The organism is Burkholderia sp. AU16741 (assembly GCF_002223345.1).
GTDB classification, from domain to species: Bacteria; Pseudomonadota; Gammaproteobacteria; order Burkholderiales; family Burkholderiaceae; genus Burkholderia; species Burkholderia sola.
The window spans coordinates 134,444-158,048 of sequence record NZ_NKEZ01000007.1 but is presented as its reverse complement, the minus strand read 5'-3'; the positions used below and the strand labels follow the sequence as shown (position 1 = coordinate 158,048).

Sequence of the window (23,605 nt, the reverse complement as noted above, 5' to 3'; positions counted from 1 at the left end):
CCGACGCAGGCGATCTCCACCGCGCCGACGTCGCTTCATTTTTATCGTCCCGGCCAATGCGCGGCGGCGGCGGCCGTGACGCTCGCCCCCGGCCGCTCGTCCGCCGCACCGGCGGGAAACGTGATTCCGCGCCGCCGCGCGATGCGTGCCAGACCGCGGCGCAGGTCGGCCAGCGTCACCGGCTTGGTCAGCACGCATTCGACGTTCGATGCCGCGTAACGCCGGGCGTCGTCGGGCGGGAGATGCGACGCGACGACGATCATCTCGCACGGCAGCGCCCGGGCGTGGACAGCCTCCGCCAGCTCGCGCGCCGGCATGTCGTGCAGGTCAGCACCCAGCAGCAGCACATCCCATGCGCCGCTGGCGAGCGTGTCGAGCGCCGCGCCACCGGACGACACGCACCGGACCGTGCAGCCGAGCACATCGAGTTGCTCTCGGAAAATCGATCCGTTGACCGACGCGTCGTCGGCAATCAGCACGCGTGGCACGCGCGCGCCGGAAGCCGGCAGCGCCGGCTGAACGGCATCGGCCGCGCGGCCCCGCCCGTGCAGCAATTCGGCAGTGGCGACGCGGGCTTGCTCGATTGCCGTGCGCAATCCGTTCAGCGAATAGCTCGACACACGGATCGTGCGACCCGCGACGTCGGGCTGCGTCGGGCCGTCCGGCGTGGCGAGTATGACCGGCGCACCGCCGCTGAGGCTGTCGAGCTCCTCGCGCCGCCATTGATCGGAATCGCCGAAGAGCACGATCGCATGAGCGCGCACGAGGCACCCGGCGGCAATCCCGATCGGACTCGGATGCATCGCGACCTCGAAGCCCCATGCACGCAGATGCGGAAACGCGAACGCGCGCCATGCGTCCTCCGGCGACACGACGATCAGCGTCTTGCCGGCGCCCGCCCCAGCGCCGGCCGGACATTTCGGTGCAATGCCCATGCGCAACGGCAGGCGAACGGTGAACAGGCTGCCGATGCCCGGCGCGCTATCGACCGCGATCGCCCCGCCCATCGCAGCGACCAGCCGATCGCACAGCGCGAGCCCAAGCCCCGTGCCGCCGTACCGCCGCGTAATCGACGCGTCGACCTGCGAAAACGGCTTGAACAGCCTCGCCCGTTGTGCAGGGTCGATTCCGATGCCCGTATCCTCGATGCCGATCGCGAGTTCGGGCGAACCGTGCGGGCTTCGTCCCACAGCCACGCGTGCGACGATGCGCCCTGCGCTCGTAAACTTGATCGCGTTGCTCAACAGGTTGCCGACCACCTGCGCGAGCCGCGTCGGGTCACCGCGCATGCGCTGCGCACCGCTCGCGTCGATATCGGCGAACAACGGCAACCCTTTCGCCTTCGCGACCGGCGCGAACGCCGCAAGCTCGCGCTCGATCACTGAAATCACGTCGAACTCGATCGACTCGACCGACATCGCGCCGGCTTCGATCTTCGAAAAGTCGAGGATGTCGCTGACGATCGCGAGCAGCCCCTCGGCCGACGCGCGCAGCGTCTGCACGCGGCTCTGCTGTGACGCATCGAGCGCCGTGCGTTCGAGCAGTTCGAGATTGCCGAGAATCACGTTCAGCGGCGTGCGGATCTCGTGGCTCGTCGCGGCAAGGAACGACGACTTGGCCGCATTCGCCGAATCGGCCGCGCGCACCGCTTCCTCGAGCTGGTGCACGAGGCGGCGCTGCGCGCTCGTATCGGCGAACGCGGCGATCAGCACGTCCTCGCCCTCGTAACGCGCGCTGTGCGCGATGACCTCCAGATGCAGCGGCGCATCGCCGTGTGCATCGAGTACGAACTCGGTCGTCATCGTCCGCCCGGCCCCACCGTCCGCGACGAACGAGTCGTACTTCTCGAGCACCTGCGCGGACAACACATGATGATCGCCGCCGTGCGGCAGCAACATCTGCGTCAGCGCGTCACTCGCGAGCATCACCCGCCGGTCGGACAGCGACACGAGGCCGATACCGACCGGCGCCATCGCGATCACGCTGCGGCACAGCGCCTCGCTGTCGAACACGCGCGCCGAGCGCGCGTAGACCGGCACGAGCACGCGCCGGTGGAATCGCGCGAGCAGCAGCCACATCACGACGATCGTGACGAGCGTCGCCGCCGCCAGCGCACCGGCCTGCACACCGATACCGGCTGCCACGTCGGCCCAGGAGAGCGCATACGCGATCGTCCAGCCCGTCGCCGCGAGCTTGCTGCGGAAAACGATCGCGCCGTCGCGAAAGAGCGGCTCGCCGGATGCCCGATCGCCGTGTACGACGTCGAGATTCAACAAGCGCTCGCTCAGCGCGTTAGTACGCTCGACACCGGGATCGATCGCAATGAGCCGGTTGTCCCCGGACGTAATGAAGAACACGCCGGCCTGCGTGCGCTCTGGCAGCCATGACAGCAGATATTCGGGCGCGTATTCGGTGACCAGCACCGCGAACGGCTGGCCGTCGGACCGGGCCTCGGCGGCGAGCCGGATGCGCGCCTGCCCCGTGACCGGATTGAGGTAAGGCGGCAGCCAATGGACGTTCGGCCTGCCGTCGTTCGGCGCCGACGGCAGGCCGTCGAAATTCACGTGCAGCGCATCGAACACCTTCGTGCGTGCGTCGGCCGACGCGAGCGCCGGGTTGTCGCGCGACAGGTGGGGCACGAGCCCGAACATCCCGGTTCGCGTGCTGTAGTGGTAACCCTCGAGCGTGCGCCCGCGATTGATCGAACTCGCCGCGCAGATGCGCGACAGCAGGAACGACAGGGCCAGGTAACGCGCGACCTCGTCGCGTTGCGCGGTCTGGCCCGGCACGCCGACCACGAGCGACGGGAACGGGGTGATCGCAAGCTGCTGACCGTTATCGAAGAATGCCTTCGTGACGTCCGCCGGCGCCGCATCGAGCTCGCGCCAGATCAGTTGTGTATTCGCGACGCCGTTGCGGAACGACGTCTCGGCCACCTGCACCTGATCGACCGTCTCCTCCACCCCGTTCAGGAAATTGCGCCGCTCGCCGTCCAGATAGCCGTAGACGATCGACGTGATCCCGAGCCCGCAGGCGATCAGGATCAGGACCGTGACGACGATGCCGCCCCCGAACATCGAGATGCTCTGGTAACGGCGAATGGACTGGAGTGTGCTGTATGGCATGGCTCGACGTGACGGCGCCCGGAGGGCGGGCCGGCGGCAGAGTCCCTGCCGGGCCGGGCGTCACGGTGGATACATTCGGGATGGCGATGTCCCGATCATGCCAAACGACACTGCGAAAATCAGTTGTGTATTATCTTTTTAGTACACGTCCTATTTGATTCATAGACGATTTTGAACTTGAACGAAAATTCATCGCGCAATCGTGTCATGACGACTGATCCGCTCGCCCAGGTCGCCTCGCCGATTCGCGTGGCGGTCGCGCAAATGAAATACCGCCGGCAAGCCGGCGGCAAAAGACGCATCCACGGTGGACGCAACGCGCCCGAGGCCCGCGATACCGCGCATCCGGCAACGGGGGCATCGTCTCGTGCCCCCGCGCCGGAAACGTCCGCTCAGTTCTGCGTGAGCGGATTCAGCGTCGTGCACAGGAAGCCCGTGCAGTTCTTCGGCGTGAAATAGAACGAAGCCATCACCGGCGACGGGGTGCCGAGCGCGAGGTCGCTCAGATACGCGGCGCCCTGCGCGCCGAACGTGTTCGCCTGCTGCACGAAGTTCGCGCCGGTCGACTGGATCGCGGCCGACTGGTACGTGAAGGTAGGCGACTGCGTCTGGTCCTTCACGTAGATCCACGAGATCGTCGTGCCGAATGCCATCCCGCCCTTCGCGCGATAGCCCTTCGCCCCTTCGCTGTTGGCCTGGGCGATGAAGTCGCTGACCGTCGACGTCGGCGCCAGCGCGTCGTACGTATAGGTCGCGTTCGACGCATTGTTCTTCATGTACACGTTCGCCTGCGCGGTGCCCACCACCATCGGGCCGAGGAACCAGTAGCCCGACTGGCCCTGGCCGTTCGCCTGCGTGAGGAACGCATTCGCGTCGGCCGGCAGGCCCGTCGTCGTGTACGTGTAGGTGGCGGACGAACCGCCGTCCTTGCGATAGAGGTCGCCGTACGTGAGCGGCCCTTCGTAGCGGTAGCCGCTCGCCCCTTGCGCGTTGGCTGCGTTGACGAAGGACGTCATGTCGGCCGGCGCCGTCTGCAGCTGGTACGTGTAGGTCTGCACGGTGCCGTCGTTCACGAAGATCGACTGCGTGCCGCCGTTGCCCGCGTTGTAGAAGTAGTCGCCCAGATAGCGGTAGCCCTTCGCGCCTTCGTTGTTGATCAGCGTCAGGAAGCTCGCCCGATCGGCCGCGGCAGGTTGCGCCTCGTAGCGCCAGGTCAGCGTGGCGCCACCCGAACCGCCCGAGCCGTTACCGCCGGACCCCGTTCCGCCCGAACCGGTGCCGCCCGTCCCGCCGCTGCCGCCGTTGTTGCTCGTGCCCGATCCGCCTGACGAAGCGGGCGTGGAATTATCGTCGCCGCCGCAGGCGGTCAGCGCGAGACAGGTCAATGCAATCAGTGCAACGGCTTTCATCGGGATCACCTTCTGAACGAACAGGACGAACGAAGCCGGCACGCGCGGATCACGCCGCACGCACCGATCATCACGAATCAGGAATAACAAGCGGCCGGCGGCCCCCGCCGGCCCGGCAACGTCAGTTCACCTGGAGCTGGCCACCGCGGCCCAGCCCGCCCTTGACGTCCTGCGCCTTGTAGCTGCGCAGCGCGACGACCATCTTGTTGTACGCGTCGATGAACGCGACGACCGTCGCCTTGCCTTCCGGCGTCGACGAGAAACCCGCCAGCGCGCCGCCCACGCCACCGCCGAAGCCGCCCAGCGCCGCGCCGTAGTTGGTCGCCGTCGAACTGCCTTCCGACGCCGCGATCTGCACCGCCGAGCGCACGTCGAACAGCGTCAGCGTCACCACCGACGCCTTCGTCTGCAGATGGCCCGCCACCGCCGCCACCGCGCTGTTGCCGATCAGCCCGCCGATCATGCTGCCGATCCCGCCGATCGGCGAATCGTTGATCACGATCTGCGGTTCCATGTAGTAGTCGGCCGCGACACGCTGGCCCTTCTGCTGCTTCGAGCCCGCGCGGTATTCGCCCGAGTTGCGCTGCAGTTGCGTGATGCGCGACAGGCGCGCGTCGCTCTTCTGGTTGCCGATCGACGTGATCACGAAGCAGTTCGACTGCTGCACCGCCAGGCGCAGCAGCGGATCGATGCTCGTCACCTTGGTGGCGCTGCCGAACTGGCCCCACCAGTCGGCGTTGCGGCCGTCGTCGACCGCGATCGTGCCCAACGGCGACGTGCAGCGCTGCAGCCCCGAATCGGCGCCGGCGCTCGTGCCGCCGCCCGCCGCGCCCGTCACGCCGGCGTTCTGCCCGCCGGGCGTCACCATGCCGCCGCACCCCGCGACGGATGCGCCAAGCGCTGCAACCAGCGCGCCTTGAATGAGACGTTGGGAAAGATTGGTCTTCATGTCGTTGTCGATCGATTAGAGTCGTTGTTCGGCTTATGTGTCCGTGCGAACTTCGATAAGCCCCCCGGTGTGGCGCGCGATGGTGGTCTCCCCGCGGCTGCCCCCGTTGCTTCAGTCCCGGTCAGTAGTACCAGTACGTCTGCTGCCAGACGCCGTAGTACGGATAGCCCGAGTACCAGTAGCCGTAGTAAACGTCACGCCATTGCGTGCGCCACTTCCAGTCTTCTTCGTCTTCTTTCTTCGCCTTGCGCGCGAGTTCGAGCAGCTTTTTCGATTCCTTGTCGCCGCGGCCCGCCGCGATCGACAGCCACTTCTCCGCTTCGCGCGCATCCGAGCCCATTTCCTCGAGGCCGAACAGGTAGAAACTGCCGAGCGCCTTTTGTGCGTTCAGGTCGCCACGCTCGGCGGCCTCGCGCATCCACTTGAGGGCCTGGTAGCTGTCCTGGCGCACGCCGTCGCCGCGGAAGTAGCGCAGGCCGAGGTCGTAGGCGGCCTTCGGCTGGGTCTTCGCGGTTTGCTTGAGCGCGGCGATGCGCGGATCGTCCCGCTCTTCCGCATCGTCCCTTTTTTGATAGGAGACCTGATCTTTAGGGCGATCGGAACAACCTGTGTCGTCGCAGATCCGTACCGTCCTGGCGGTAACCGACGGATCCTGCGCGCACGCGGCCAACAGCAACAGCAGCCCCGGTGCGAGTAAACGGCGATACATTGGGTACTTTCCTCAAGTTTTATCTGCGCCGCAATTCTTCGAGCTTTCGTACCCCGCGAGCTCGTACCCGGTTGCGTGCGGCGCAGCGGATACAATCCGCCAACGCCGACACGCGCCCAAGGATCTCTCAGGTTCTCTCTTCGAATCGTTCCGTCACTGTTTCATTGCCGCTGCTTTTCGCTGCCGACTGTGCCGGCATCGCGCTCCAAACATGACGCAACAAACAATAGTGACGTGGTGAGCAATAATAATGGAGAAAAATGTCATGTCAAGGTCCTTCGCGTGTTTAAAGTTTGCGCGACGCGTCAGCTTTGATATGCTCTCCCTCGCAAAAACCCTTGGAGACCCCATCGAGATGTCCACCACCGAGCAGGCCAACGTCGATCTCATCACCGCCAACAAGGTGCGCGACCTCCTGAACCGGAACGGCATTCCGCCGCGAAGTCACAACACGACGATCGCGAACGTGCTCGGCCTGAGCTTCTCCGTCGTCACGCGCAAGATGAAGGGCCTGATTCCGTGGAACCTGTCGCAGTTGCAGGACATCGCGACGCACTTCGGGGTGCCGCCCGCGATCCTGCTCGACGACAAGGGCACGCAGCCGGCCGCGGCCGAGATGATCGATGCGACGTTCGTGATCGAATCGAAGCGCTTGCGCTGCCGCGCGGCAATCTCGACGAAGGCCACCAGCCAGATCGAAACCGACTTCGTCGCGCTGCAATGGCAGGGCGAATGGATCGTCACCGAACGCCAGCACGCGCGCGAGGGCCGCACGTATCCGGTCGACGTGATCGAGCTGCGCTCGGCGCAGCCGAACGTGTATGCGGCGCGGATCGCCGTGGTCGACGATTCGCACGACGTCGCCGAAACGGTCTGTGAATATTTCATCGAGAAAGGCGTGAACGCGATTCCGTACTTCGACGGCGCGAGCTTCCGCAAGGCGCTGGAAGTCGAGGATTTCGACGGCTACATCCTCGACTGGATGCTCGGCGACCAGACGGCCGCCGAACTCGTGCGCGGCATCCGTTCGAGCGAGAACAGCGGCGCGCCGATCTTCCTGCTGACCGGCAAGATCTCGACCGGCGAAGCGAGCGAGGACGAGATCGCGCACATCGTGTCGCACTACAACGCGCGCTGCGAGGAGAAGCCGGTGCGCCTGCCGATCCTGTTCGCCGAAGTCGCCCGCGAACTGAAGCTCACGCTGCCGGCGGCGACGAACTGAAAACCGGGCGCCGGAAACGACGACCGAACGACAACCCGCTACACGAACCACCAGACCGAGGGAAAGACATGCGCGTTTCAACCATCTGGACCAAAAGCCTGCTGACGGCCTGCCTGCTCGGGATGGCCGCCGCGACATGGGCCGCTTCGTCGTTCACGTTCACCGTCGACGGCAAGATCAGCAAGAGCAACCAGCAGGGGAAGATGACCTACGTCTTTTCCGAGCAGGCGCTGATGGCGCTGCCGCAACATACGATCGTCACGTCGACGAGCTGGACGCCGAAGGCCACCTTCACCGGCCCGCGCCTGTCCGACGTGCTGAAGACGGTCGGCGCGCACGGCACGCAGATCGAATTCCGCTGCATCGACGAATACACGTTCACGATTCCCGTGTCCGATGCCGCCAGGTACGGCGTGATCCTCGCGCGCACGATGAACGGCAAGGTGCTCGGTAACGACAACTACGGCCCGCTGTGGATCATGTATCCGCGCGACCAGTATCCCGACGAGCTGAAGACGCCGCTCGGCGAAGCCAAGTTCGCGTGGCAGATCATCGGTCTGACCGTGAAGTGACATGACCCGGCGGCGATGGAAAAATAGAAAAATCATCCTGATCCTCGGCTCGCTGTGGATCATGGGATTCGCCGCGTGGGCGTTCCTGCTGTGGGATCTCCTCGCCACCTCGGTCAACGAGGGCGTGCTCGAGGGGCCGCGCGAAGGCGTGTTCTGGACCGCCGCGCAATACCGCAACGTCTACACGCGCTTCGACCGGCAACTGATTCTCTACGCGACGCGCGAGGACGGCGATTTCGATCACGTGCAGATGCAGCTCGACAGCCTGTCGGTGTCGTTCGGGTTCCTGCAGCGGCCGTCCGAAGTGTCCCAATACTGGCTGCGCATTCCGCGCGCGCGCAACGAGATCGATGCGCTCGGCGAATTCATGACGCGCCTGAAGCGCGAGGTGCCGCTGCTGCGCGACTCGCCGCAGCAGGCGCGGCAGGTGATCGACGAAGTCAATGCGTACTGGCCGAAGGTCAACGGCCTCGCGAACTACTTCCGCGCGATCGAAATGGCGCAGCGCGATTTCACGTTCCATCAATTGAAGGAAAAGCAGCGCGCGATCCTGATCCTCGGCATCGTGCTCGGCGTGATCCTGTGCGCGCTGTTCCTGCTGCTGTTCTATACGATGCGCACGCGCGACGACCTGCTCGAACGGCAGAACGCGGCGCTCGACGCCGAACGCAAGGCGTCCGATCGCGCGTTCGAGATGATCGAGGCGAAGAACGCGTTCCTCGGGATGGTCAGCCACGAACTGCGTACGCCGCTGCAGGCGATCTGCGGATCGATCGAGATCCTGCTCGCACGCCCGCAGTCCGACGCGAACCTGAAGACGATCCGGCGGCTGCAGAATTCCGCGCTGTCGCTGGAGGCGCTCGTCAAGGACCTCACCGACTACATCAAGCTGCGCTCGACGAAGCGCGTCGCCGAACTCGATACCGTCCGCATCGCGCCGCTGCTTGCCGAGGCGCTCGAACCGCTGCGCGACAGGATCGCGACGAAACGGATCACGGTCACGCAGCGCGTGGAGCCGCCCGGCCTCGCGATCCGCTCGGACCGCAAGCTGCTGCGACAAGTGCTGTCGAACCTGATCGAGAACTCGGTCAAGTACACGACCGGCGGCTCGATCACGGTGGCGATCACGCTCGCCGATGCGCCGGCCGGCCAGCAGGTGAAGATCGCCGTGCGCGATACCGGCGCCGGCATCGCGAAGCAGCATCTGTCGAAGATCTTCGAGCCGTTCTATCGCGCGAACGATGCGATCGGGCTGCACGTGGACGGGATCGGCATGGGGCTCGCGGTCGTGCGCGAAATCGTGACGACGCTGCGCGGGCATGTGGACGTGCACAGCGCGGTCGGCGAAGGCAGCGAATTCGTCGTGACGCTGCCGGTCGAAGTGCCCGGCGTCGATGCGGCCGGCACCGCGGCCGGCGACGTGCTCGCGCTGCCGCCCGTGCTGCCGCACCGCGACCGGCGCGCGCTGGTAGTCGACGACAACGACAACGCGCGCGAGACGCTCGGCGCGATGCTGTCGGCGCTCGGCATCGAGGCCGATCTGTGCGGCTCCGGGCAGGAAGGGGTCGCACGCTTCAGGACGGGCCGCTACGACCTCGTCGTGCTCGATCTCGAACTGCCGGACCTGAGCGGATTCGACGTGGCGCGACGCATTCGTGCGGTGGCGGAGCCCGACGACGACGGCCGGCATCCAGCGGTTCTCGGCGTCAGCGCGTATGAATCGGCTGCGTTGCGCGAGAACCAGCGGGTGTTCGACGCGTTCCTGCCGAAGCCGGTTCACCTGCGCGAACTCGGCGCGCTCGTCGAAAAGCTGCTCGCCTGAGCCGCGCGCCGGTGCGGCGTCGCGCGTTCCCGTCCGTCTGCTTGCGCGCCAGCCTGGCCTACTCGCCGATCAGATGCAGCACGATGTCGCGCCGGTGCGCCGCGCGGCGATGCTCGAACAGATAGATCCCCTGCCACGTGCCGAGCACCATGCGCCCGTGCTCGACCGGAATCGACAGCTGTACCTGCGTAAGCGCCGCGCGCAAATGCGCGGGCATGTCGTCGGCGCCTTCGGTATCGTGCTCGTAGCGCGTGTCGTCCTCGGGCGCGAGTGTCGCGAAATAGCGTTCGATATCGCGCTGCACCGACGGATCCGCGTTCTCCTGGATCAGCAGCGACGCCGACGTATGGCGGCAGAACACGGTGAGCAGGCCGGTGCGGATCGCCTGCTGGTCGACGAACGCACGCACCTGCTGCGTGACTTCGACGAGGCCGTTGCCGCGCGTATCGACGCCGATGTGCGTGATGGCCTGTTGCATCGTCGTGACCTCAGGCCAGCGCGGCGAAACCGTCGGCTTCGATCTGCTTCGCGTCGGCGGGGCGCACGACGCGCGCGACTTCGACCCCATCGCGCAGGAATACCAGCGTCGGCCACAGCTTCACCCCGAACGAGCGACCGAGCGGACGGCCTGGGCCGTCCTCGATCTTCAGGTGCCGCACGGCAGGATGCGCGGAGAACGACGCGGTGATAGCAGGCTGCGCGCCCGCGCAGATCCCGCACCAGTTCGCGCCGAATTCGATGACGGTTGCGCCGCCCAGTGCGTCGACTTCCGCGCGGGTCGGCGCGTTGGCGGTGTAGCGTTGCTCGGTGTCCATCAGGCCCTCGTGTGCATTGGCGGAACGTGACCGCGCTCGCCGGCATGATGCCGGCGAGCGCGGCCTTCGATTACTTACTGTAGCGGAAAAAACCGCGCATTGCCGGTTCGGTCCGGCGCGACGCCGGCGACGCCTGTGCACGCACGTTTCGGAATGACACGACAAGATTCGGAGCGCCGCGCCGACGAGACGGGATCAGCATGGGAACCCATTCCGTCAACGAAGGACTCGACCATGAATGCGCCGCATTGCGTCACCGAACCGAACATCCTCTACTTCGGCACGCCCGTCGTGCTGGTCAGCACGCTGAACGAAAGCGGCACGGCCAATCTCGCGCCGATCTCGTCCGCGTTCTGGCTCGGCTGGCGCGGCGTGATCGGCATCGCCGCCAGCTCGCAGACCACTCGCAACCTGCTGCGCACCGGCGAATGCGTGCTGAACCTGCCGTCGTCGGCGCAGGCGGACGCGGTCAACCGGATCGCGCGCACGACCGGCACGTATCCGGTGCCCGACGGCAAGCGCGCGAAAGGCTACGTGTTCGAACCCGACAAGTTCGGCACGGCCGGGTTCACCGAGGTCGCGTCGCAAACCGTCGCGCCGCCGCGCGCGCTCGAATGTCCTGTGCATATGGAAGCGGTCGTCGCGGCCACTTACGGGATCGGCGAAGACATGCCCGACCTGCGCGGCCGCATTCGCGTGTTCGAGATGCGCATCCAGCGTGTGCACGCGCACCCCGACCTGCTGATGGATGGCCATCCCGACCGCATCGATCCGGACAAGTGGTCGCCGCTGATCATGAGCTTCCAGAAGTTCTACGGGCTGGCGCCGCGCCAGGTGCATCCGTCGCGGCTTGCCGAGATTCCCGAGCACGCGTATCGCAGCCCCGACATCGAGCGCGCGCGAGAGGCGGGCATGCTGACCGGCACCGGACGGTCATGACGCCGCACGCATCGGCACGGCGGCGGCGCTGATGAACGTGGTGCGGATGGCCGGCGCGGAATTCGGCGTCGCGATGCCGGGCGCGCTGTACGACGCGGGCGGCGGCAGTGCGACCGGGATACGGGTCGCGATGCTGACGGGCAACGCGTTGCAGCGCGCGGGCGCGGCGCTCGCATGGGCGCGCGGCCGACACCGGCACGCGGGCCGGCGTGCCGAAGCCGATCGGATAAGATACGGCCGGCCACCCACCTTGGCCGATGACCGAACCGACGGAGTGTTTTCAGTGATTCAACCGACTCAAGTATTCAAGGACAACCTCGCGCAACTGCCGGCCATCGACGGCATCGCGCGCATCGATCTCGTCGGCGCGAACGGCGACGTGGTCGCGACCATCGAGAACCAGCCGGGCAAGCAGGGCTCGCTCGCGGTGTACCACTATCTGAAGCAGGCGTTCGGCACGCTCGACGCGAAGGCGGCCGAACACGGCCTCGCGGTGTTCGCCGAGCATACGGCCGACGCGCGCAATCGTCCGGGCGCGCACCCGAACGTCGATCGTCTGCTGGCGATCGCCGCGGGCGGCGACGCGCTGCGCATCGACGTGGTCGCGAACGGCTGAATCGGCCGCGACACGCGCGCGTGCCGTCGGGCCGTGCGCGCGACCGCGACATCGGGGCGAAAACGCGCGATGGCCGCGCCCGTCCCACTTTCCCAGGAGACAGCTGCGTGTTTCGTTCCGTTGCCTCACCGCTCACCCGCCATCTTGCCTCGATCGTTTCGATCGCGATATTTGCCGGCGCCGCGTTCGGCGGCACGGCATCGGCCGAACCGCTGCGCACGGGCTCCGATATCGCCGGAGCGTCGCTCGTGCCGCTCGATACGCTGCCGCACTCGCCTGAAAACGGTTCGCTCGATCCGTTCTGCACGCGGTATCGCGCAAAAACGACCACGGCGGCCGGCCGCGAAGTCGCGCAGCGCGACTGGATCGTGACGTCCGAGGCACCGCTCGGGCGCTACACGGTCGTGACCTTCGCGAGCGGATTCAACGCAGGCACGAGCGCGATATGTTTTGCGCGCAACGGCAATATCGGCGTATTCGACGGCACCACACTCGTCGCACTCGGCTATACGGCACGCAAGGCGGGCTGGCAGCTCGGCTCGGCCGACCGGCTGGAGAGCGGCGCGCTGCTGATCTGGGGCGGCGACGGCCCCGCGCCGCCCGTCGGCGAGCTGCACGAACGAAACGGCGAACTGCGGCTGACCCGCGTCGCGGCCGAAAGCACACACTGCAACGGCCGCGCGGTCGTGCCGAACGTATACGGCAAGCCGCTCGACGCGGCACGCAAGATACTGATCGCGCATGGCTGGCAGCCGCTGCGGCCGCGCGAGAAACCGGACGCGATGGACGGCGCGGCAACGCTCGCGAAGCACGGCATCATCGAAGCCGAAGCGTGCTCGGGCACCGGCGTCGGGTATTGCGCGCTGCGTTACCGGAACGCGGCCGGCGTGCTCGGCGTCACGACGGTGGGCGGCGAGCCGGACCGGCCAGCCGCGAATACCGTGATCGACTACCAGGTGGCCTGTCGCAAACAGTGAGGGGTGCGGGCCGCACGTACGCGATCCATGCGTTACGCGATCCGTGCCGTCCGGCCATTGTCCGTTCGCTCGATTGACCGGCCTCGGGCGCCCTCCTAAACTGAGTTCCCTTTACGCCGCACCGGCAAAAAGGGACCACCATGATCGACTTCTCCACGCTCGCGCTGTTCTCCGGCGCGTGTCTCGCGCTGACCGTTACGCCCGGCCCCGACATGTTGCTGATCGCGTCCCGCAGCGTGAGCCAGGGGCGGCGCGCCGGCTTCGCGACGCTCGCGGGCATTCAGGCCGGCACCTACTGCCACGCGCTCGCGGCCGCGCTCGGGCTGTCGCAACTCTTCGTCGCGGTGCCGCTCGCGTACGACGCGGTACGTTTCGCAGGCGCCGCGTATCTGCTGTATCTCGCGTGGAAGACGTTTCGTTCGGATGCGACCGCACTATCGCCCGTCGCGTCGCAACGTCGGCGCTCGACCGCGACGATCTTTCGCCAGGGGCTGACGACGAATCTGCTGAATCCGAAGATGGCGTTGTTCGTGCTCGCGCTGTTCCCGCAGTTCGTGCGGCCCGAGCAGGGTTCCATCGCCGTGCAGATTCTCGTGCTCGCGACGGTGCTGAACCTGATCGGGATCGTCGTGAACGGCGCGGTGATTCTCTCCGCGAGCCGGCTAAGCCAGCGGATCGGCGCGCGCCGCCGGCCGTCGAAGGTGCCCCAGTATCTGCTCGGGTCGGTGTTCGTGGGGCTCGCGGCGCGGCTCGCGGTGGCGGGGCGGAACTGAGGGCAGGCTACCGGGAGTGATGGCGAGGCATGTCAGTCGTTACCGCGCGCCGCAGCCTTCAGCGCGTCGCCCCCAGCGCCACGCGCAGCCGCTCCATCAACCGCGTGTAATGCCGCAGCACGTCGTCCTTCGGCACGACGTTCGCGGTCGCGAAACGCTCGGACCACACCGGCTTCCACGCGTACGAACCGTGCACGCTGCGATCGCCGTCGGGCGCCTGGATCAGCGAGCGGATCCGCGCGTCGCGGCCCGGCCCCGTATGCATCTCGAACAGCGCATGGATGAACGTGTGATATGCGTCGTACACGTCGTCGTCGAACAGGTAGCGGTAGATGTGGAACGTGCGGTCGAGGTCGCGCTTCGCGCGGATCACGTCGTCCGGCGAGATGTCCTTCCAGTAGCCGACCCACGTGTAGAAGCACAGCAGCGCATTGAGCTGCGGCGCGACCGTGTCGTACAGCGCGAGCCGCTTTTCGATCAGCCGCTGGTTGGTCCACTGCACGAGTTCGAGGCGCTTCAGCCGGCGCGCGACGAGCCAGCCGAGACAGGCGACCGACAACGGCGTCAGCACGCCGAGCACGAGCTTGACGATTTCCAGCGAATTCCACGGCGTATTGAATGGCTGCATGTAGGGCTCGACAGGAAGAAACGCATTCGCGTCGACGCGCGGCCCGGCGCGCCACGCAGCGCCGCTCGGCCGATCGCGTCGGCATTGACCGTTAGTTGCTTGCACATCGACCAGCGTGCGACTGCACCGGCAATACGTGGGATGCGACTCACCCCATCAGTTTATCGGGCGATTGTCTCCGCGCCATGACCGTTCGTCGACACGCGCCGCGCGGCTCGCTCTGCGTCAGGTCGGTAGCGCCGACGTGAGCTTGACCTTCTGCATCGGAATGTCGGTCTTCACACTCAGCACGCCGGGAATGCGCGTCAGGTATTCCATCTGGAAGCGCCGGTAATCGTCGATGTCGGCCGCGACGAGGCGCAGCAGGAAATCGCAGTCGCCGGCCATCAGGTGGCATTCGACGACTTCCGGCATCTGCTGGACGGCCTCGGCGAAACGGTTCACCGATTCCGCGTCCTGCCCCTTCAGCCACACGCGCGTGAAGATCGTCAGCCCCTTGCCGACCTTCGCCGGGTTCAGCACGGCCACGTATTTCTCGATCACGCCGGCTTCCTCGAGGAGGCGCACGCGCCGCAGACACGGCGACGGCGACAGCCCGACCTCATGCGCGAGTTCCACGTTCTGCATGCGGCCGTCGCGCTGCAGCGCGCTCAGGATCCGGCGGTCGATAGCGTCAAGTTTCATTTGGCATTCGATTCCAAAAAATTTCGATATCCCACGTTCAATGCCAAATTCTCAGAAAAATCTGGCGACAACGCAACCCGATTCGAGTCAAAAAAGCAGACAATCCCTCCCCCGAAGGAGGAGTAATGAGCAGTAGCGTTTCAACGTCGTCCGGGCTTCGCGACAGGCCCGCCTATGTCGCCGAGATGGGCCGCGGTTTGCGCGCGGCGCTGCCCGTCATGCTGGGTTTCGTGCCGTTTGCGCTGGTGCTGGGCGCACAGGCCGCGCAGAAAGGGCTGAGCCTGTTCGAGGTGCCGATGATGACGGGCCTGAACTTCGGCGGCGGCTCCGAATTCGCGGCGATCCATCTGTGGACGTCGCCGCCGCACATCGCGCTGATCGTCGCGATGTCGTTCCTCGTGAACTCGCGCCACATCCTGATGGGCGCCGCGTTCGAGCCGTATATCCGCCGCCTGCCGCGCCGCCGCGCGTTCGTCGCGCTGTTCTTCATGTGCGACGAGAGCTGGGCGATGTCGCTCGCCGACGCGCGCGAGCGCTCGGCCACGCACATCAGCGTGCCCTATTACGCGGGCATCTGTGTGGGGCTCTACCTGACGTGGATCTCGATGACGACGCTCGGCGCGGCGGTCGGGCCGACGATCGGCGACGTCGAACAGTACGGCTTCGACATGGCGTTCACGGCCGTGTTTCTGGTGCTGCTGCGCGGGATGTGGAAAGGGGTGCGTGCGAGCCGCCCGTGGTTCGTGAGCCTCGTCGTCGCGGCGGCCACCCATCTCGCGCTGCCCGGCGCGTGGTATGTCGCGGCCGGCGCCTGCGCGGGGCTCGTCGCCGCGCTGCTGTGGGAGCCGCGCGATGCCTGAGCTTCCGGATTTCGGCACCGTCGCGACGATCGTGCTGATGGCGTCGACCACCTACCTGTCGCGCATCCTCGGCTACGTGCTGCTGCGCAACCGGACGCTGAGCCCGCGGACGGCGTCGGTGATGGAAAACGTGCCCGGTTGCGTGCTGATTTCGGTGATCGCGCCGGCATTCGTGTCGACGCGACCGGCCGACCTGCTCGCGCTTGCGATCACGCTGTTCGCCGCGACGCGCCTGTCGATCCTGCCGACCGTCATCGTCGGCGTCGCGTCGGCCGGCCTGCTGCGCTACCTGCTCGGCTGAGCGGGGCCGGCCTGCCACGCCGGCACGCACATTCCACGACACGACGAACGGGCGCGCGATGCGCCCGTTTTCGCGTCCGCGCCGGCCGGCACCCTGGGCGCAACACGACGATTCTCGCGCCGGAGTGCTAGCCTTGTGGCTTGCGCGATGCCGCACTCCCCTCTCATGCTCTTCACGAGGATCGTCCCGATGCAAGCAACCCGCCCGCTGTTCGACCGCGTCCTGCTCACCAACGACGACGGATTCGACGCGCCCGGTCTCGACATACTCGAACAGGTCGCCACACAACTCGCGCGCGAAGTGTGGATCGTGGCTCCATCCGAGGACCAGAGCGGCACGTCGCATTCGCTGAGCCTGCACGAACCGCTGCGCGTGCATCGCAAGGGCGAGCGCCGCTTCGCGGTGCGCGGCACGCCCGGCGATTGCGTCGCGATCGCGGTCAGCCACCTGATGAAGGGCGCGCGGCCCGACGTCGTGCTGTCCGGTGTGAATCGCGGCGCGAACCTCGGCACCGAAACGGTGTTTTCCGGGACGGTCGGCGCGGCGATGACGAGCATGCTCGTGGGCGTGCCGGCCATCGCGCTGAGCCAGGCCTTCACCGATCGCAACGCGGTGCCGTGGGGCACGGCGCTCGCGCATGCGCCGGACGTGATTCGCCGGCTCGTCGCCGCCGGCTGGGACAGCGACGCGTGCCTCAACGTGAACTTCCCGCCGCGGCCGGCCGACGACGTGCGCGGCCTGAAGGTGACGAACCAGGGCGCCGGCACGCTGCAGGGCGTCGAGATCGTGTCGGGACGCGATCCGCGCGAGATCGACTATCACTGGCTGAAGCTCGCGCGCGCGCCGCGCGACGACGACGCGGATTCGGAAACGGTCGCGCTCGGCGACGGGTATATCTCGGTTACGCCGCTCAAGTTCGAGCGCACGCACGATCAGGCGCTCGCGCGGCTGCGGTCGAACCTCGGCTGATCGCACGACGCTTCTTCGAATGACCGGGCGGTTGCGCACGCGATAACCGCGTGCCGCCGCGCCGCCGCCTCAGCGCCTCACGTCAGATTCAACCCGCCGTCGAGCATCACGATCTCGCCCGTCACGTAATCGGACGCGACGAGCATCGCGACCGTCTGCGCGATATCGTCCGGCGTCGCCGCGCGCCGCATCGGCGCGCGTTCCCGCCAGAGCTGCTGCGCTTCCGTCCAGTCGGCGGTTAGCGGCGTATCGACGAGCCCCGGCGCGACCGCATTGACGCGAATCGCGGGCGCAAGCGTGCGCGCGAGCAGCCGCGTCGTGTGATTGAGCGCGGCCTTCGCGGCCGCATACGGAATCGACGCGCCCTTCGGCCGCGCGCCCGCATGCGAGCTGACGTTCACGACACATCCGGCCCGCCCCTGCGACGCCGCTTCGCGCAGCGCGGCCTCCGCTTCGGCCACCAGCCGGAACGGCGCGATCACGTTGATTTCATGCATCTCGCGCCACACGTCGGGCGTGGCCGCCGCGAGATCGTCATGTGGAATCACGCGGCTGATGCCCGCATTGTTGACGAGTACGTCGAGCCGGCCGTGCACCGCGAGCGCGTCGCGGATCAGCCGCACGCGTTCGGCATCGTCGGCGAGATCGGCTTGCACATACGCGCCGTCGAGTTCGCGCGCCATCGCGCGTCCGGTGTCGGCCGAGCTGCGGGAATGCAGGATCACCAGGTAGCCGTCGGCCGCGAGACGCCGCGCGACGGCCGCGCCGATCCCCGACGTCGAACCGGTGACGAGCGCGACCGGCTGGTGCACGCGCGACGCGCGCGGCTCGCCGGCGGCTTCGGTTTCAGGAGCGGTTTCGGCAATCGGGGCAGACATCGGCGGGAGCGGCGCGTCCATGGCGTAGGAACCCTGTCAGTGGCGTTCCCCCATCATAAGCGCGACGGAGTCGCGAGAAGCGGATTTACCCTTTGGATCGCTGCCAACGATGCATCAGCCAGAACACCAAGCCCGCCAGTGTCCCCAGGCCCAGGCACGCCAGGAAACCCAGAACGGCCGACAAGCCGCCCTTGAAAACATCGTCATTCCAGATGGACGTGTAAATGAAACAGGTGGCAATCCACGTCAACAATCCCGTGATGCCGCCGCACAGGCACGATGAAATGATGGAAACGCGCCAGTATTTCGTGACCAGCAGATATTGCGGGACCGCGAACGTTGCGGTGCCGAAGTAGGCGATCGGAATGGAATATTTGAGCGAGCCGGGATCGTCGGCCAAATACGACCACACCAGGCCGGGCACAAGGGCCGCGAATGCAAAGGCAAGAAAAGGGATCTGACGCATCGAGGTAGGCAGCTGCCGGCTGCAGTCGTTCCATTGAAATCGGGCTCGTTCGGCGCACGAATCGCGAATCTGGCGTGGCCGCGCTCGCGCCCCTCACTGCTTCGCGATGCACGCGCCGACGACAGGTGTCGCTCAAGTCGTCCGAAACGGGACGTCCTCGTGTGGTTGACGTGCACGCACCATCCCGCGGCCGTCCAGCGCGTCCATTGAACGAACGGCCTGCTACGGTGATGACGTACACCCGACCGTCACGGCTGTTTCGGCAGCTCGACATACTCTTCGAGCCCGCCCGCGATATAAAGCCGCTTGCCGACTCGCGGGTATTCGCACACGTCGTGTTCGAGCCGCTGCCCGCCGACGAGCAGCTCCAGCGGCGCTTCGCCGGTGTTCTGCACCGTATGCGCTTCGCCGCCGCGCGGAAAGCCGATGAAATCGCCAGGCCCGATTTCGCTGACGTGCCCGCCGATCGTCACCGCGCCGGTACCGGACAGCACATACACGAATTCCTCTTCGTACAGGTGGCGGTGATATTCGGCCGATTCGTGACCGGGCATCAGCGTGAGCAGGTGAACGCCGAATTGCGTGAGGCCGGTCAGGTCGCTGAGCTGCCGCTTCAGACGCACGGCATTGGGATTGAGCGAATGCACCGCGCGCGTGGGTTCCATCTTCGCGATATCGGCGGCCTTCAGCAGTTCCCGGGGAAAGGAAGTCGACATGGGGATCTCGCAAGCGTGAATGCTTCGGTTGGACGCGGTGCCGGCGCGGCCCGCGCGGAACGGCTATTGTCCGATATTTTCACGCTTGCAGACGTATCGCAGGCTCCGCCGGCTGCGCTGCACTTCATCGAATTCGTGAAAGTTGCATACGCAACCATTTAGGCGGAAAACGAAGCGTGACGCTCAACCCACGTGCACACCACGCAGCTTCGTCAGCAACGCGACGAGACGATCGATGTGCGCATCCTCGGTGCGCCACGACGACACGCTGATCCGGAACGCCGGCCGCCCCTGCCATACGGTCGCGCCGAACCATACGTCGCCCGATGCCTGCGCGGCTTCGAGGATCGCCGCCGTTTCCTCGTCGGTGCCGGCGCGCACGAGCACCTGGTTCAGCACGACGCGGTTCAGCACGTCGTAGCCGGCCGCACGCAGGCCGTCCGCGACCCGCGCCGCCTGCGCGCAATGCCGCTCGATCATCGTCGCGACGCCGGCGCGGCCGAGCGAGCGCAGCGCGGCCCACACGGGAATGCCGCGCGCGCGCCGCGAGAATTCGAGGTTCAGGTTCTTCTGCGCATCCTGCGCGCCGCTCAGGTACACGGCGTCGCTATTCATCGCGGTGGCGAGCGCGGCCGCGTCGCGGCAGATCACCATCGCGCCGTCGTACGGCGTGTTGAGCCATTTGTGACCGTCGGTCGTCCAGCTGTCCGCGCCGTCGATGCCGTCCGTCAGCGCGCGCTTCGACGACGCCCGCGCCCACAGGCCGAACGCGCCGTCCACGTGCACCCACGCGCCGGCCGCCTTCGCGGGCGGAATCAATGCCGCGAACGGATCGAATTCGCCGGTGTTCACTTCGCCCGCCTGCACGCAGAAGATCGTCATGTCGTCGAGCGGCGGCAACTGCGCCGGGTCGATCCGGCCGTGCGCGTCGACCGGCGCGACGACGATGCGCCTCATCCCGAAGCCGAGCACGCGCAGCGCCTTCTTCACCGTGATGTGCGCGAGCGCGGAAATCACGACTTTCACCTCGGGCGCGCCGATCAAGCCGTCCTCGTCGATATCCCAGCCCTTGCGCGCGAGCAGCGCGCGCCGCGCGGTCACCAGCGCGACGAGCGTGCAGGCCGTCGCGCTGGTGCCGAAGCCGACCGCGCTGCCTTCGGGCAGCCCGAGCGCCTCGACGACCCAGCGCGCAGCCTGGCGCTCGAGCGTCGCGGCCACCGGCGAATTCGCGTACGACGACGCGCACTGGTCCCACGCGAGCATCAGCCGCTCGGCCGCCGCCGCGGCCGGCAGCGTCGCGCCGATCACGAAGCCGAAGTAGTTCGGCCCATTCGATGCGACCGTCGCGGGCGTGCCGTGCTCGTCGAGCAGGCGCAGCACGTCGTCGGCCGGGCGGCCCGCATCGGGCAGCGCTTCGTCGAACGCGGCGAGGCCGGCCAGTGCGGCCGCATCGGGAAACGCGCGCCGGTCGTTCGTTGCAGCCAGATACGCGTGCGCGCGCCGGTCGGCGTCGGCCAGCAGGGCGAGTTCGTCCATGTCGGTTGCCTCGGTCAGGTCAGAGTTGAGAGAGATCGCGGCCGAGCTGCTGCAGCGCACCGTCGATCCGCTTGTAGTACGTGAACTTGCCGACGCGGGTGGCCTGCACGAGGCCGGCATCGGCGAGGATGCGCATGTGGCGCGTGGTCGTGGCCGGCGCGATGCCGAGCTTCTCGGTGATGTACGTGCAGCACACGCCGAGTTCGTCGAAGTCGCCGTGCGGCTGTGGCGGGAAATGCTTGCGCGGCTGCTTGAGCCAGCGCAGCACGGCGAGACGGCTTTCGTTGGCCAAGGCGCTGATGCGGATGACGTCGTCCATGGGGTTCGGCTTCGTTTGACGTTTTGAATATTAGCTAAATGACGAAATGTGGGCAATGGGTTTGAGCAGCGGTTTCAGCCTGCGATGCCGCGCGCCGGTGCGCACCGTCGCGCATTCGATGCGATCGCGGCGAGATCGCCGTCGCAACGTCTCGCCAGCCGCGCACGGGCCACGCGCCGTTACGCGAGCGCCTCCGCCAGCCGGTCGATCAACGCGCGCACGCGCCGCGGCTGCGCGACGCTGCCCGGATAGACGATCTGCAGATCCACATCGCCCGGCGAGAACGCGCCGAGCACCTCGACGAGCGCGCCCGACGCCAGATCCCGTTCGACGTCGACCAGCGATTTCAGCGCGACGCCGTGCCCCGCGATGCACCACGCACGCACGAGCGCCCCGTCGTTGGCGACGCGCCGGCCGCGCACCACCACGCGCTTCAATGCGCCATCGATGCTGAACGGCCATTCGGCATACAACTCCTGGCCGAAGCGCATCACGATGCAGTCGTGCGCGGCGAGTTCGTCCGGATGACGTGGCGTGCCGTGTGCGGCGAGATACGCAGGCGCCGCGCACACCACACGCCGCGCGCGGCCGAGCGAGCGGCTGCGCAAGGAACTGTCGGCCAGCGTGCCGCGACGGATCGCGAAATCGAGCCCCTGCCCGACGAGATCGACATACCCGTCGCCGAGATGCAGGTCGACCGTCACGCCCGGATGCTCGGCCAGGAACGCGTCGAGGACGGGCACGATGCGCTCGCGCCCGAGATCGGCCGGCGCACTCAGCCGCACGGGCCCCGACAGCGTCTGCACGCCCAGCCGCACCCGGCTTTCGAGTTCATCGGCCTCGGCCAGCAGGCGTCGCGCGCCATCGGCCAGCGTACGCCCCTCGTCGGTCAGGCTGATCGCGCGCGTCGTGCGCGTGAGCAGCGCCGCGCCGTAGTGGCGCTCGAGCGCCGTCAGCCGCTCGGACACCGTGGCCGGCGACAGGCCGACCTCGCGGCCCGCCGCGGCCAGCCCGCCCTTCTCCACGATACGCAGGAACAGCGCGAGGTTGTCGAGCAGCATTGTTCGCTCCTTCCGAAGGATATTTTCGTCATCTTCGGGATTATCTGAAAAAGTCGCAAACGGTACATTGATCGCCGGATGATCGATATGCGGCCGCGCCGCGCTCACACGACGGGAGGAAATGCACATGGAATACCGTACGCTCGGCCGCTCCGGCCTCAAGGTCCCCGTCCTGAGCTTCGGCGCCGGCACGTTCGGCGGCGCCGGCCCGCTGTTCGGTGCCTGGGGCAATACCGGCGTCGACGAAGCGCGCCGCCTGGTCGACATCTGCCTCGAAGCCGGCGTCAACCTGTTCGACACGGCCGACGTGTATTCCGACGGCGCGTCCGAACGCGTGCTCGGCGCCGCGCTCAAGGGGCGCCGCGACCAAGTGCTGATCTCGACCAAGACGGGCCTGCCGACCGGCGACGGCCCGAACGACGCGGGCACGTCGCGCGCACGGCTCGTGCGCGCCGTCGACGACGCGCTGCGCCGCCTCGACACCGACTACGTCGACCTGCTGCAACTGCACGCGTTCGACGCCGGCACGCCGGTCGAGGAAGTGATGTCGACGCTCGACGATCTCGTGCGCGCGGGCAAGCTCCGCTATATCGGCGTGTCGAACTTCGCCGGCTGGCAGATCATGAAGTCGCTCGCGGCGGCCGACCGGCACGGCTGGTCGCGCTACGTGGCCAATCAGGTCTACTACTCGCTCGTCGGCCGCGACTACGAATGGGACCTGATGCCGCTCGGCGCCGACCAGGGCCTCGGCGCGCTGGTGTGGAGCCCGCTCGGCTGGGGCCGGCTCACCGGCAAGATCCGGCGCAATGCGCCGCTGCCCGAAGGCAGCCGCCTGCATGAAACGGCCAGCTATGGGCCGCCGGTCGACGACGAACGCCTGTACGACGTGGTCGATGCGCTCGACGCGATCGCGAAAGAAACCGGCAAGACGGTGCCGCAGATCGCGCTGAACTGGCTGCTGCAGCGGCCGACCGTGTCGTCGGTGATCGTCGGCGCGCGCAACGAGGAACAGTTGCGGCAGAACCTCGGAGCGGTCGGCTGGGCGCTGACCGATGCGCAGGTCGCGAAGCTCGATGCGGCAAGCGCGGTGGAAGCGCCGTATCCGTACTTCCCGTATCGCCGGCAAGCGGCGTTCGCGCGGCTCAATCCGCCGATGCGCGGGTAAGCCGCGAAGGCCTCGGCATCAGGCCGGCACGCGTGCCTGGCCGCGGCGAGACGGCCGCCCACTTGATAGCCGGGGATACAAAACCGGCCCGCCG

25 protein-coding genes are annotated in these 23,605 nt (G+C 67.1%); 11 read left to right on the top strand and 14 right to left on the bottom strand.

Annotated features, from left to right (window positions below):
* Positions 1-41: 41 nt before the first annotated feature.
* The 4 genes from CFB89_RS17585 to CFB89_RS17570 form a co-directional block, all read right to left on the bottom strand.
* Positions 42-3,125: an ATP-binding protein gene (locus CFB89_RS17585; RefSeq protein ID WP_089468957.1), complete on the bottom strand. Its 3,084-nt coding sequence runs from the start codon at positions 3,123-3,125 to the stop codon at positions 42-44.
* A 392-nt stretch (positions 3,126-3,517) separates the two neighbouring features.
* Positions 3,518-4,534 carry a hypothetical protein gene (locus CFB89_RS17580; protein ID WP_089469416.1) on the bottom strand — a complete coding sequence of 339 codons (1,017 nt, stop codon included), beginning with the start codon at positions 4,532-4,534 and terminating at the stop codon, positions 3,518-3,520.
* Between the two features lie 121 nt (positions 4,535-4,655).
* Entirely contained in the window at positions 4,656-5,483 is an 828-nt protein-coding gene (locus tag CFB89_RS17575) for a hypothetical protein (RefSeq protein ID WP_089468956.1), read from the bottom strand.
* Positions 5,484-5,604: 121 nt separating this feature from the next.
* Positions 5,605-6,192, bottom strand: a complete 588-nt coding sequence (locus tag CFB89_RS17570; protein ID WP_089468955.1) for a tetratricopeptide repeat protein — start codon at positions 6,190-6,192, stop codon at positions 5,605-5,607.
* A 355-nt stretch (positions 6,193-6,547) separates the two neighbouring features.
* Between CFB89_RS17570 and CFB89_RS17565 the strand changes: the two genes are divergently transcribed.
* From CFB89_RS17565 to atsR, 3 genes are all read left to right on the top strand, one after another.
* Positions 6,548-7,414: a helix-turn-helix domain-containing protein gene (locus CFB89_RS17565; RefSeq protein ID WP_089468954.1), complete on the top strand. Its 867-nt coding sequence runs from the start codon at positions 6,548-6,550 to the stop codon at positions 7,412-7,414.
* A gap of 68 nt (positions 7,415-7,482) precedes the next feature.
* The gene (locus CFB89_RS17560; protein ID WP_089468953.1) at positions 7,483-7,986 is read left to right on the top strand and encodes a molybdopterin-dependent oxidoreductase; all 504 of its coding nucleotides are present in this window, start codon (positions 7,483-7,485) and stop codon (positions 7,984-7,986) included.
* A 1-nt stretch (position 7,987) separates the two neighbouring features.
* The gene (gene atsR / locus CFB89_RS17555) at positions 7,988-9,808 is read left to right on the top strand and encodes a hybrid sensor histidine kinase/response regulator AtsR (RefSeq protein WP_089468952.1); all 1,821 of its coding nucleotides are present in this window, start codon (positions 7,988-7,990) and stop codon (positions 9,806-9,808) included.
* Positions 9,809-9,866: 58 nt separating this feature from the next.
* Here atsR and CFB89_RS17550 read toward each other — a convergent pair whose 3' ends face one another.
* Positions 9,867-10,286, bottom strand: coding sequence for a secondary thiamine-phosphate synthase enzyme YjbQ (locus CFB89_RS17550; protein ID WP_089468951.1), 420 nt, complete (start codon positions 10,284-10,286; stop codon positions 9,867-9,869).
* Positions 10,287-10,296: 10 nt separating this feature from the next.
* Entirely contained in the window at positions 10,297-10,623 is a 327-nt protein-coding gene (locus CFB89_RS17545) for a thioredoxin family protein (protein WP_006485487.1), read from the bottom strand.
* 234 nt (positions 10,624-10,857) lie between these two features.
* Here CFB89_RS17545 and CFB89_RS17540 point away from each other — a divergent pair, with 234 nt between their 5' ends.
* The 4 genes from CFB89_RS17540 (at position 10,858) to CFB89_RS17525 (ending at position 13,928) form a co-directional block, all read left to right on the top strand.
* Complete coding sequence (locus CFB89_RS17540; protein ID WP_089468950.1) at positions 10,858-11,562, top strand: flavin reductase family protein; 705 nt, start codon at positions 10,858-10,860, stop codon at positions 11,560-11,562.
* A 283-nt stretch (positions 11,563-11,845) separates the two neighbouring features.
* On the top strand, positions 11,846-12,178 hold the full coding sequence (locus CFB89_RS17535) for a DUF2322 family protein (protein ID WP_089469415.1): 333 nt from the start codon (positions 11,846-11,848) through the stop codon (positions 12,176-12,178).
* 107 nt (positions 12,179-12,285) lie between these two features.
* Entirely contained in the window at positions 12,286-13,155 is an 870-nt protein-coding gene (locus tag CFB89_RS17530) for a PASTA domain-containing protein (RefSeq protein ID WP_089468949.1), read from the top strand.
* A gap of 140 nt (positions 13,156-13,295) precedes the next feature.
* Entirely contained in the window at positions 13,296-13,928 is a 633-nt protein-coding gene (locus tag CFB89_RS17525) for a LysE family translocator (RefSeq protein ID WP_089468948.1), read from the top strand.
* 58 nt (positions 13,929-13,986) lie between these two features.
* Here the strand turns inward: CFB89_RS17525 and CFB89_RS17520 are convergent, their stop codons facing one another.
* Together CFB89_RS17520 and CFB89_RS17515 are read right to left on the bottom strand one after the other, a co-directional pair.
* Positions 13,987-14,556 carry a hypothetical protein gene (locus CFB89_RS17520; RefSeq protein WP_089468947.1) on the bottom strand — a complete coding sequence of 190 codons (570 nt, stop codon included), beginning with the start codon at positions 14,554-14,556 and terminating at the stop codon, positions 13,987-13,989.
* 225 nt (positions 14,557-14,781) lie between these two features.
* Entirely contained in the window at positions 14,782-15,240 is a 459-nt protein-coding gene (locus tag CFB89_RS17515) for an Lrp/AsnC family transcriptional regulator (RefSeq protein ID WP_089468946.1), read from the bottom strand.
* Positions 15,241-15,365: 125 nt separating this feature from the next.
* Here CFB89_RS17515 and CFB89_RS17510 point away from each other — a divergent pair, with 125 nt between their 5' ends.
* The 3 genes from CFB89_RS17510 to surE all read left to right on the top strand — a co-directional run bounded on the left by CFB89_RS17510 (position 15,366) and on the right by surE (position 17,370).
* Positions 15,366-16,100 (top strand): AzlC family ABC transporter permease, encoded by a 735-nt coding sequence (locus CFB89_RS17510; RefSeq protein WP_089468945.1) that lies wholly within the window; start codon positions 15,366-15,368, stop codon positions 16,098-16,100.
* Positions 16,093-16,401, top strand: a complete 309-nt coding sequence (locus CFB89_RS17505) for an AzlD family protein (protein WP_089468944.1) — start codon at positions 16,093-16,095, stop codon at positions 16,399-16,401. The genes CFB89_RS17510 and CFB89_RS17505 overlap by 8 nt, the downstream gene beginning before the upstream one ends.
* A 189-nt stretch (positions 16,402-16,590) precedes the next feature.
* On the top strand, positions 16,591-17,370 hold the full coding sequence (gene surE / locus CFB89_RS17500; RefSeq protein ID WP_089468943.1) for a 5'/3'-nucleotidase SurE: 780 nt from the start codon (positions 16,591-16,593) through the stop codon (positions 17,368-17,370).
* Between the two features lie 77 nt (positions 17,371-17,447).
* Here the strand turns inward: surE and CFB89_RS17495 are convergent, their stop codons facing one another.
* The 6 genes from CFB89_RS17495 to CFB89_RS17470 all read right to left on the bottom strand — a co-directional run bounded on the left by CFB89_RS17495 (position 17,448) and on the right by CFB89_RS17470 (position 22,346).
* On the bottom strand, positions 17,448-18,269 hold the full coding sequence (locus CFB89_RS17495) for an SDR family NAD(P)-dependent oxidoreductase (RefSeq protein ID WP_089468942.1): 822 nt from the start codon (positions 18,267-18,269) through the stop codon (positions 17,448-17,450).
* A 64-nt stretch (positions 18,270-18,333) separates the two neighbouring features.
* Complete coding sequence (locus CFB89_RS17490) at positions 18,334-18,714, bottom strand: hypothetical protein (protein ID WP_089468941.1); 381 nt, start codon at positions 18,712-18,714, stop codon at positions 18,334-18,336.
* A gap of 248 nt (positions 18,715-18,962) precedes the next feature.
* Positions 18,963-19,430, bottom strand: coding sequence for a cupin domain-containing protein (locus tag CFB89_RS17485; RefSeq protein WP_089468940.1), 468 nt, complete (start codon positions 19,428-19,430; stop codon positions 18,963-18,965).
* 183 nt (positions 19,431-19,613) lie between these two features.
* Positions 19,614-20,966, bottom strand: coding sequence for a pyridoxal-dependent decarboxylase (locus CFB89_RS17480; protein WP_089468939.1), 1,353 nt, complete (start codon positions 20,964-20,966; stop codon positions 19,614-19,616).
* 19 nt (positions 20,967-20,985) lie between these two features.
* Positions 20,986-21,285 carry a helix-turn-helix transcriptional regulator gene (locus tag CFB89_RS17475; protein WP_050017894.1) on the bottom strand — a complete coding sequence of 100 codons (300 nt, stop codon included), beginning with the start codon at positions 21,283-21,285 and terminating at the stop codon, positions 20,986-20,988.
* 179 nt (positions 21,286-21,464) lie between these two features.
* A complete protein-coding gene (locus tag CFB89_RS17470) occupies positions 21,465-22,346 on the bottom strand; it encodes a LysR family transcriptional regulator (protein ID WP_089468938.1) in 882 nt (293 codons plus the stop codon).
* 127 nt (positions 22,347-22,473) lie between these two features.
* Between CFB89_RS17470 and CFB89_RS17465 the strand changes: the two genes are divergently transcribed.
* A complete protein-coding gene (locus CFB89_RS17465) occupies positions 22,474-23,511 on the top strand; it encodes an aldo/keto reductase (protein ID WP_089468937.1) in 1,038 nt (345 codons plus the stop codon).
* The last annotated feature ends 94 nt before the right edge of the window (positions 23,512-23,605 follow it).

Excerpts from the sequence above, each read along its gene's own strand:
- CFB89_RS17545 (WP_006485487.1), bottom strand. The coding sequence starts at position 10,623 with ATGGACACCGAGCAACGCTACACCGCCAACGCGCCGACCCGCGCGGAA.
- atsR (WP_089468952.1), top strand. The coding sequence starts at position 7,988 with ATGACCCGGCGGCGATGGAAAAATAGAAAAATCATCCTGATCCTCGGC.
- CFB89_RS17505 (WP_089468944.1), top strand. The coding sequence starts at position 16,093 with ATGCCTGAGCTTCCGGATTTCGGCACCGTCGCGACGATCGTGCTGATG.
- CFB89_RS17495 (WP_089468942.1), bottom strand. The coding sequence starts at position 18,269 with ATGGACGCGCCGCTCCCGCCGATGTCTGCCCCGATTGCCGAAACCGCT.
- CFB89_RS17575 (WP_089468956.1), bottom strand. The coding sequence starts at position 5,483 with ATGAAGACCAATCTTTCCCAACGTCTCATTCAAGGCGCGCTGGTTGCA.
- CFB89_RS17465 (WP_089468937.1), top strand. The coding sequence starts at position 22,474 with ATGGAATACCGTACGCTCGGCCGCTCCGGCCTCAAGGTCCCCGTCCTG.
- CFB89_RS17480 (WP_089468939.1), bottom strand. The coding sequence starts at position 20,966 with ATGGACGAACTCGCCCTGCTGGCCGACGCCGACCGGCGCGCGCACGCG.
- CFB89_RS17585 (WP_089468957.1), bottom strand. The coding sequence starts at position 3,125 with ATGCCATACAGCACACTCCAGTCCATTCGCCGTTACCAGAGCATCTCG.
- CFB89_RS17560 (WP_089468953.1), top strand. The coding sequence starts at position 7,483 with ATGCGCGTTTCAACCATCTGGACCAAAAGCCTGCTGACGGCCTGCCTG.
- CFB89_RS17515 (WP_089468946.1), bottom strand. The coding sequence starts at position 15,240 with ATGAAACTTGACGCTATCGACCGCCGGATCCTGAGCGCGCTGCAGCGC.
- CFB89_RS17510 (WP_089468945.1), top strand. The coding sequence starts at position 15,366 with ATGAGCAGTAGCGTTTCAACGTCGTCCGGGCTTCGCGACAGGCCCGCC.
- CFB89_RS17580 (WP_089469416.1), bottom strand. The coding sequence starts at position 4,534 with ATGAAAGCCGTTGCACTGATTGCATTGACCTGTCTCGCGCTGACCGCC.
- CFB89_RS17475 (WP_050017894.1), bottom strand. The coding sequence starts at position 21,285 with ATGGACGACGTCATCCGCATCAGCGCCTTGGCCAACGAAAGCCGTCTC.
- CFB89_RS17565 (WP_089468954.1), top strand. The coding sequence starts at position 6,548 with ATGTCCACCACCGAGCAGGCCAACGTCGATCTCATCACCGCCAACAAG.
- CFB89_RS17525 (WP_089468948.1), top strand. The coding sequence starts at position 13,296 with ATGATCGACTTCTCCACGCTCGCGCTGTTCTCCGGCGCGTGTCTCGCG.
- CFB89_RS17570 (WP_089468955.1), bottom strand. The coding sequence starts at position 6,192 with ATGTATCGCCGTTTACTCGCACCGGGGCTGCTGTTGCTGTTGGCCGCG.
- CFB89_RS17490 (WP_089468941.1), bottom strand. The coding sequence starts at position 18,714 with ATGCGTCAGATCCCTTTTCTTGCCTTTGCATTCGCGGCCCTTGTGCCC.
- surE (WP_089468943.1), top strand. The coding sequence starts at position 16,591 with ATGCAAGCAACCCGCCCGCTGTTCGACCGCGTCCTGCTCACCAACGAC.
- CFB89_RS17520 (WP_089468947.1), bottom strand. The coding sequence starts at position 14,556 with ATGCAGCCATTCAATACGCCGTGGAATTCGCTGGAAATCGTCAAGCTC.
- CFB89_RS17485 (WP_089468940.1), bottom strand. The coding sequence starts at position 19,430 with ATGTCGACTTCCTTTCCCCGGGAACTGCTGAAGGCCGCCGATATCGCG.
- CFB89_RS17550 (WP_089468951.1), bottom strand. The coding sequence starts at position 10,286 with ATGCAACAGGCCATCACGCACATCGGCGTCGATACGCGCGGCAACGGC.
- CFB89_RS17540 (WP_089468950.1), top strand. The coding sequence starts at position 10,858 with ATGAATGCGCCGCATTGCGTCACCGAACCGAACATCCTCTACTTCGGC.
- CFB89_RS17470 (WP_089468938.1), bottom strand. The coding sequence starts at position 22,346 with ATGCTGCTCGACAACCTCGCGCTGTTCCTGCGTATCGTGGAGAAGGGC.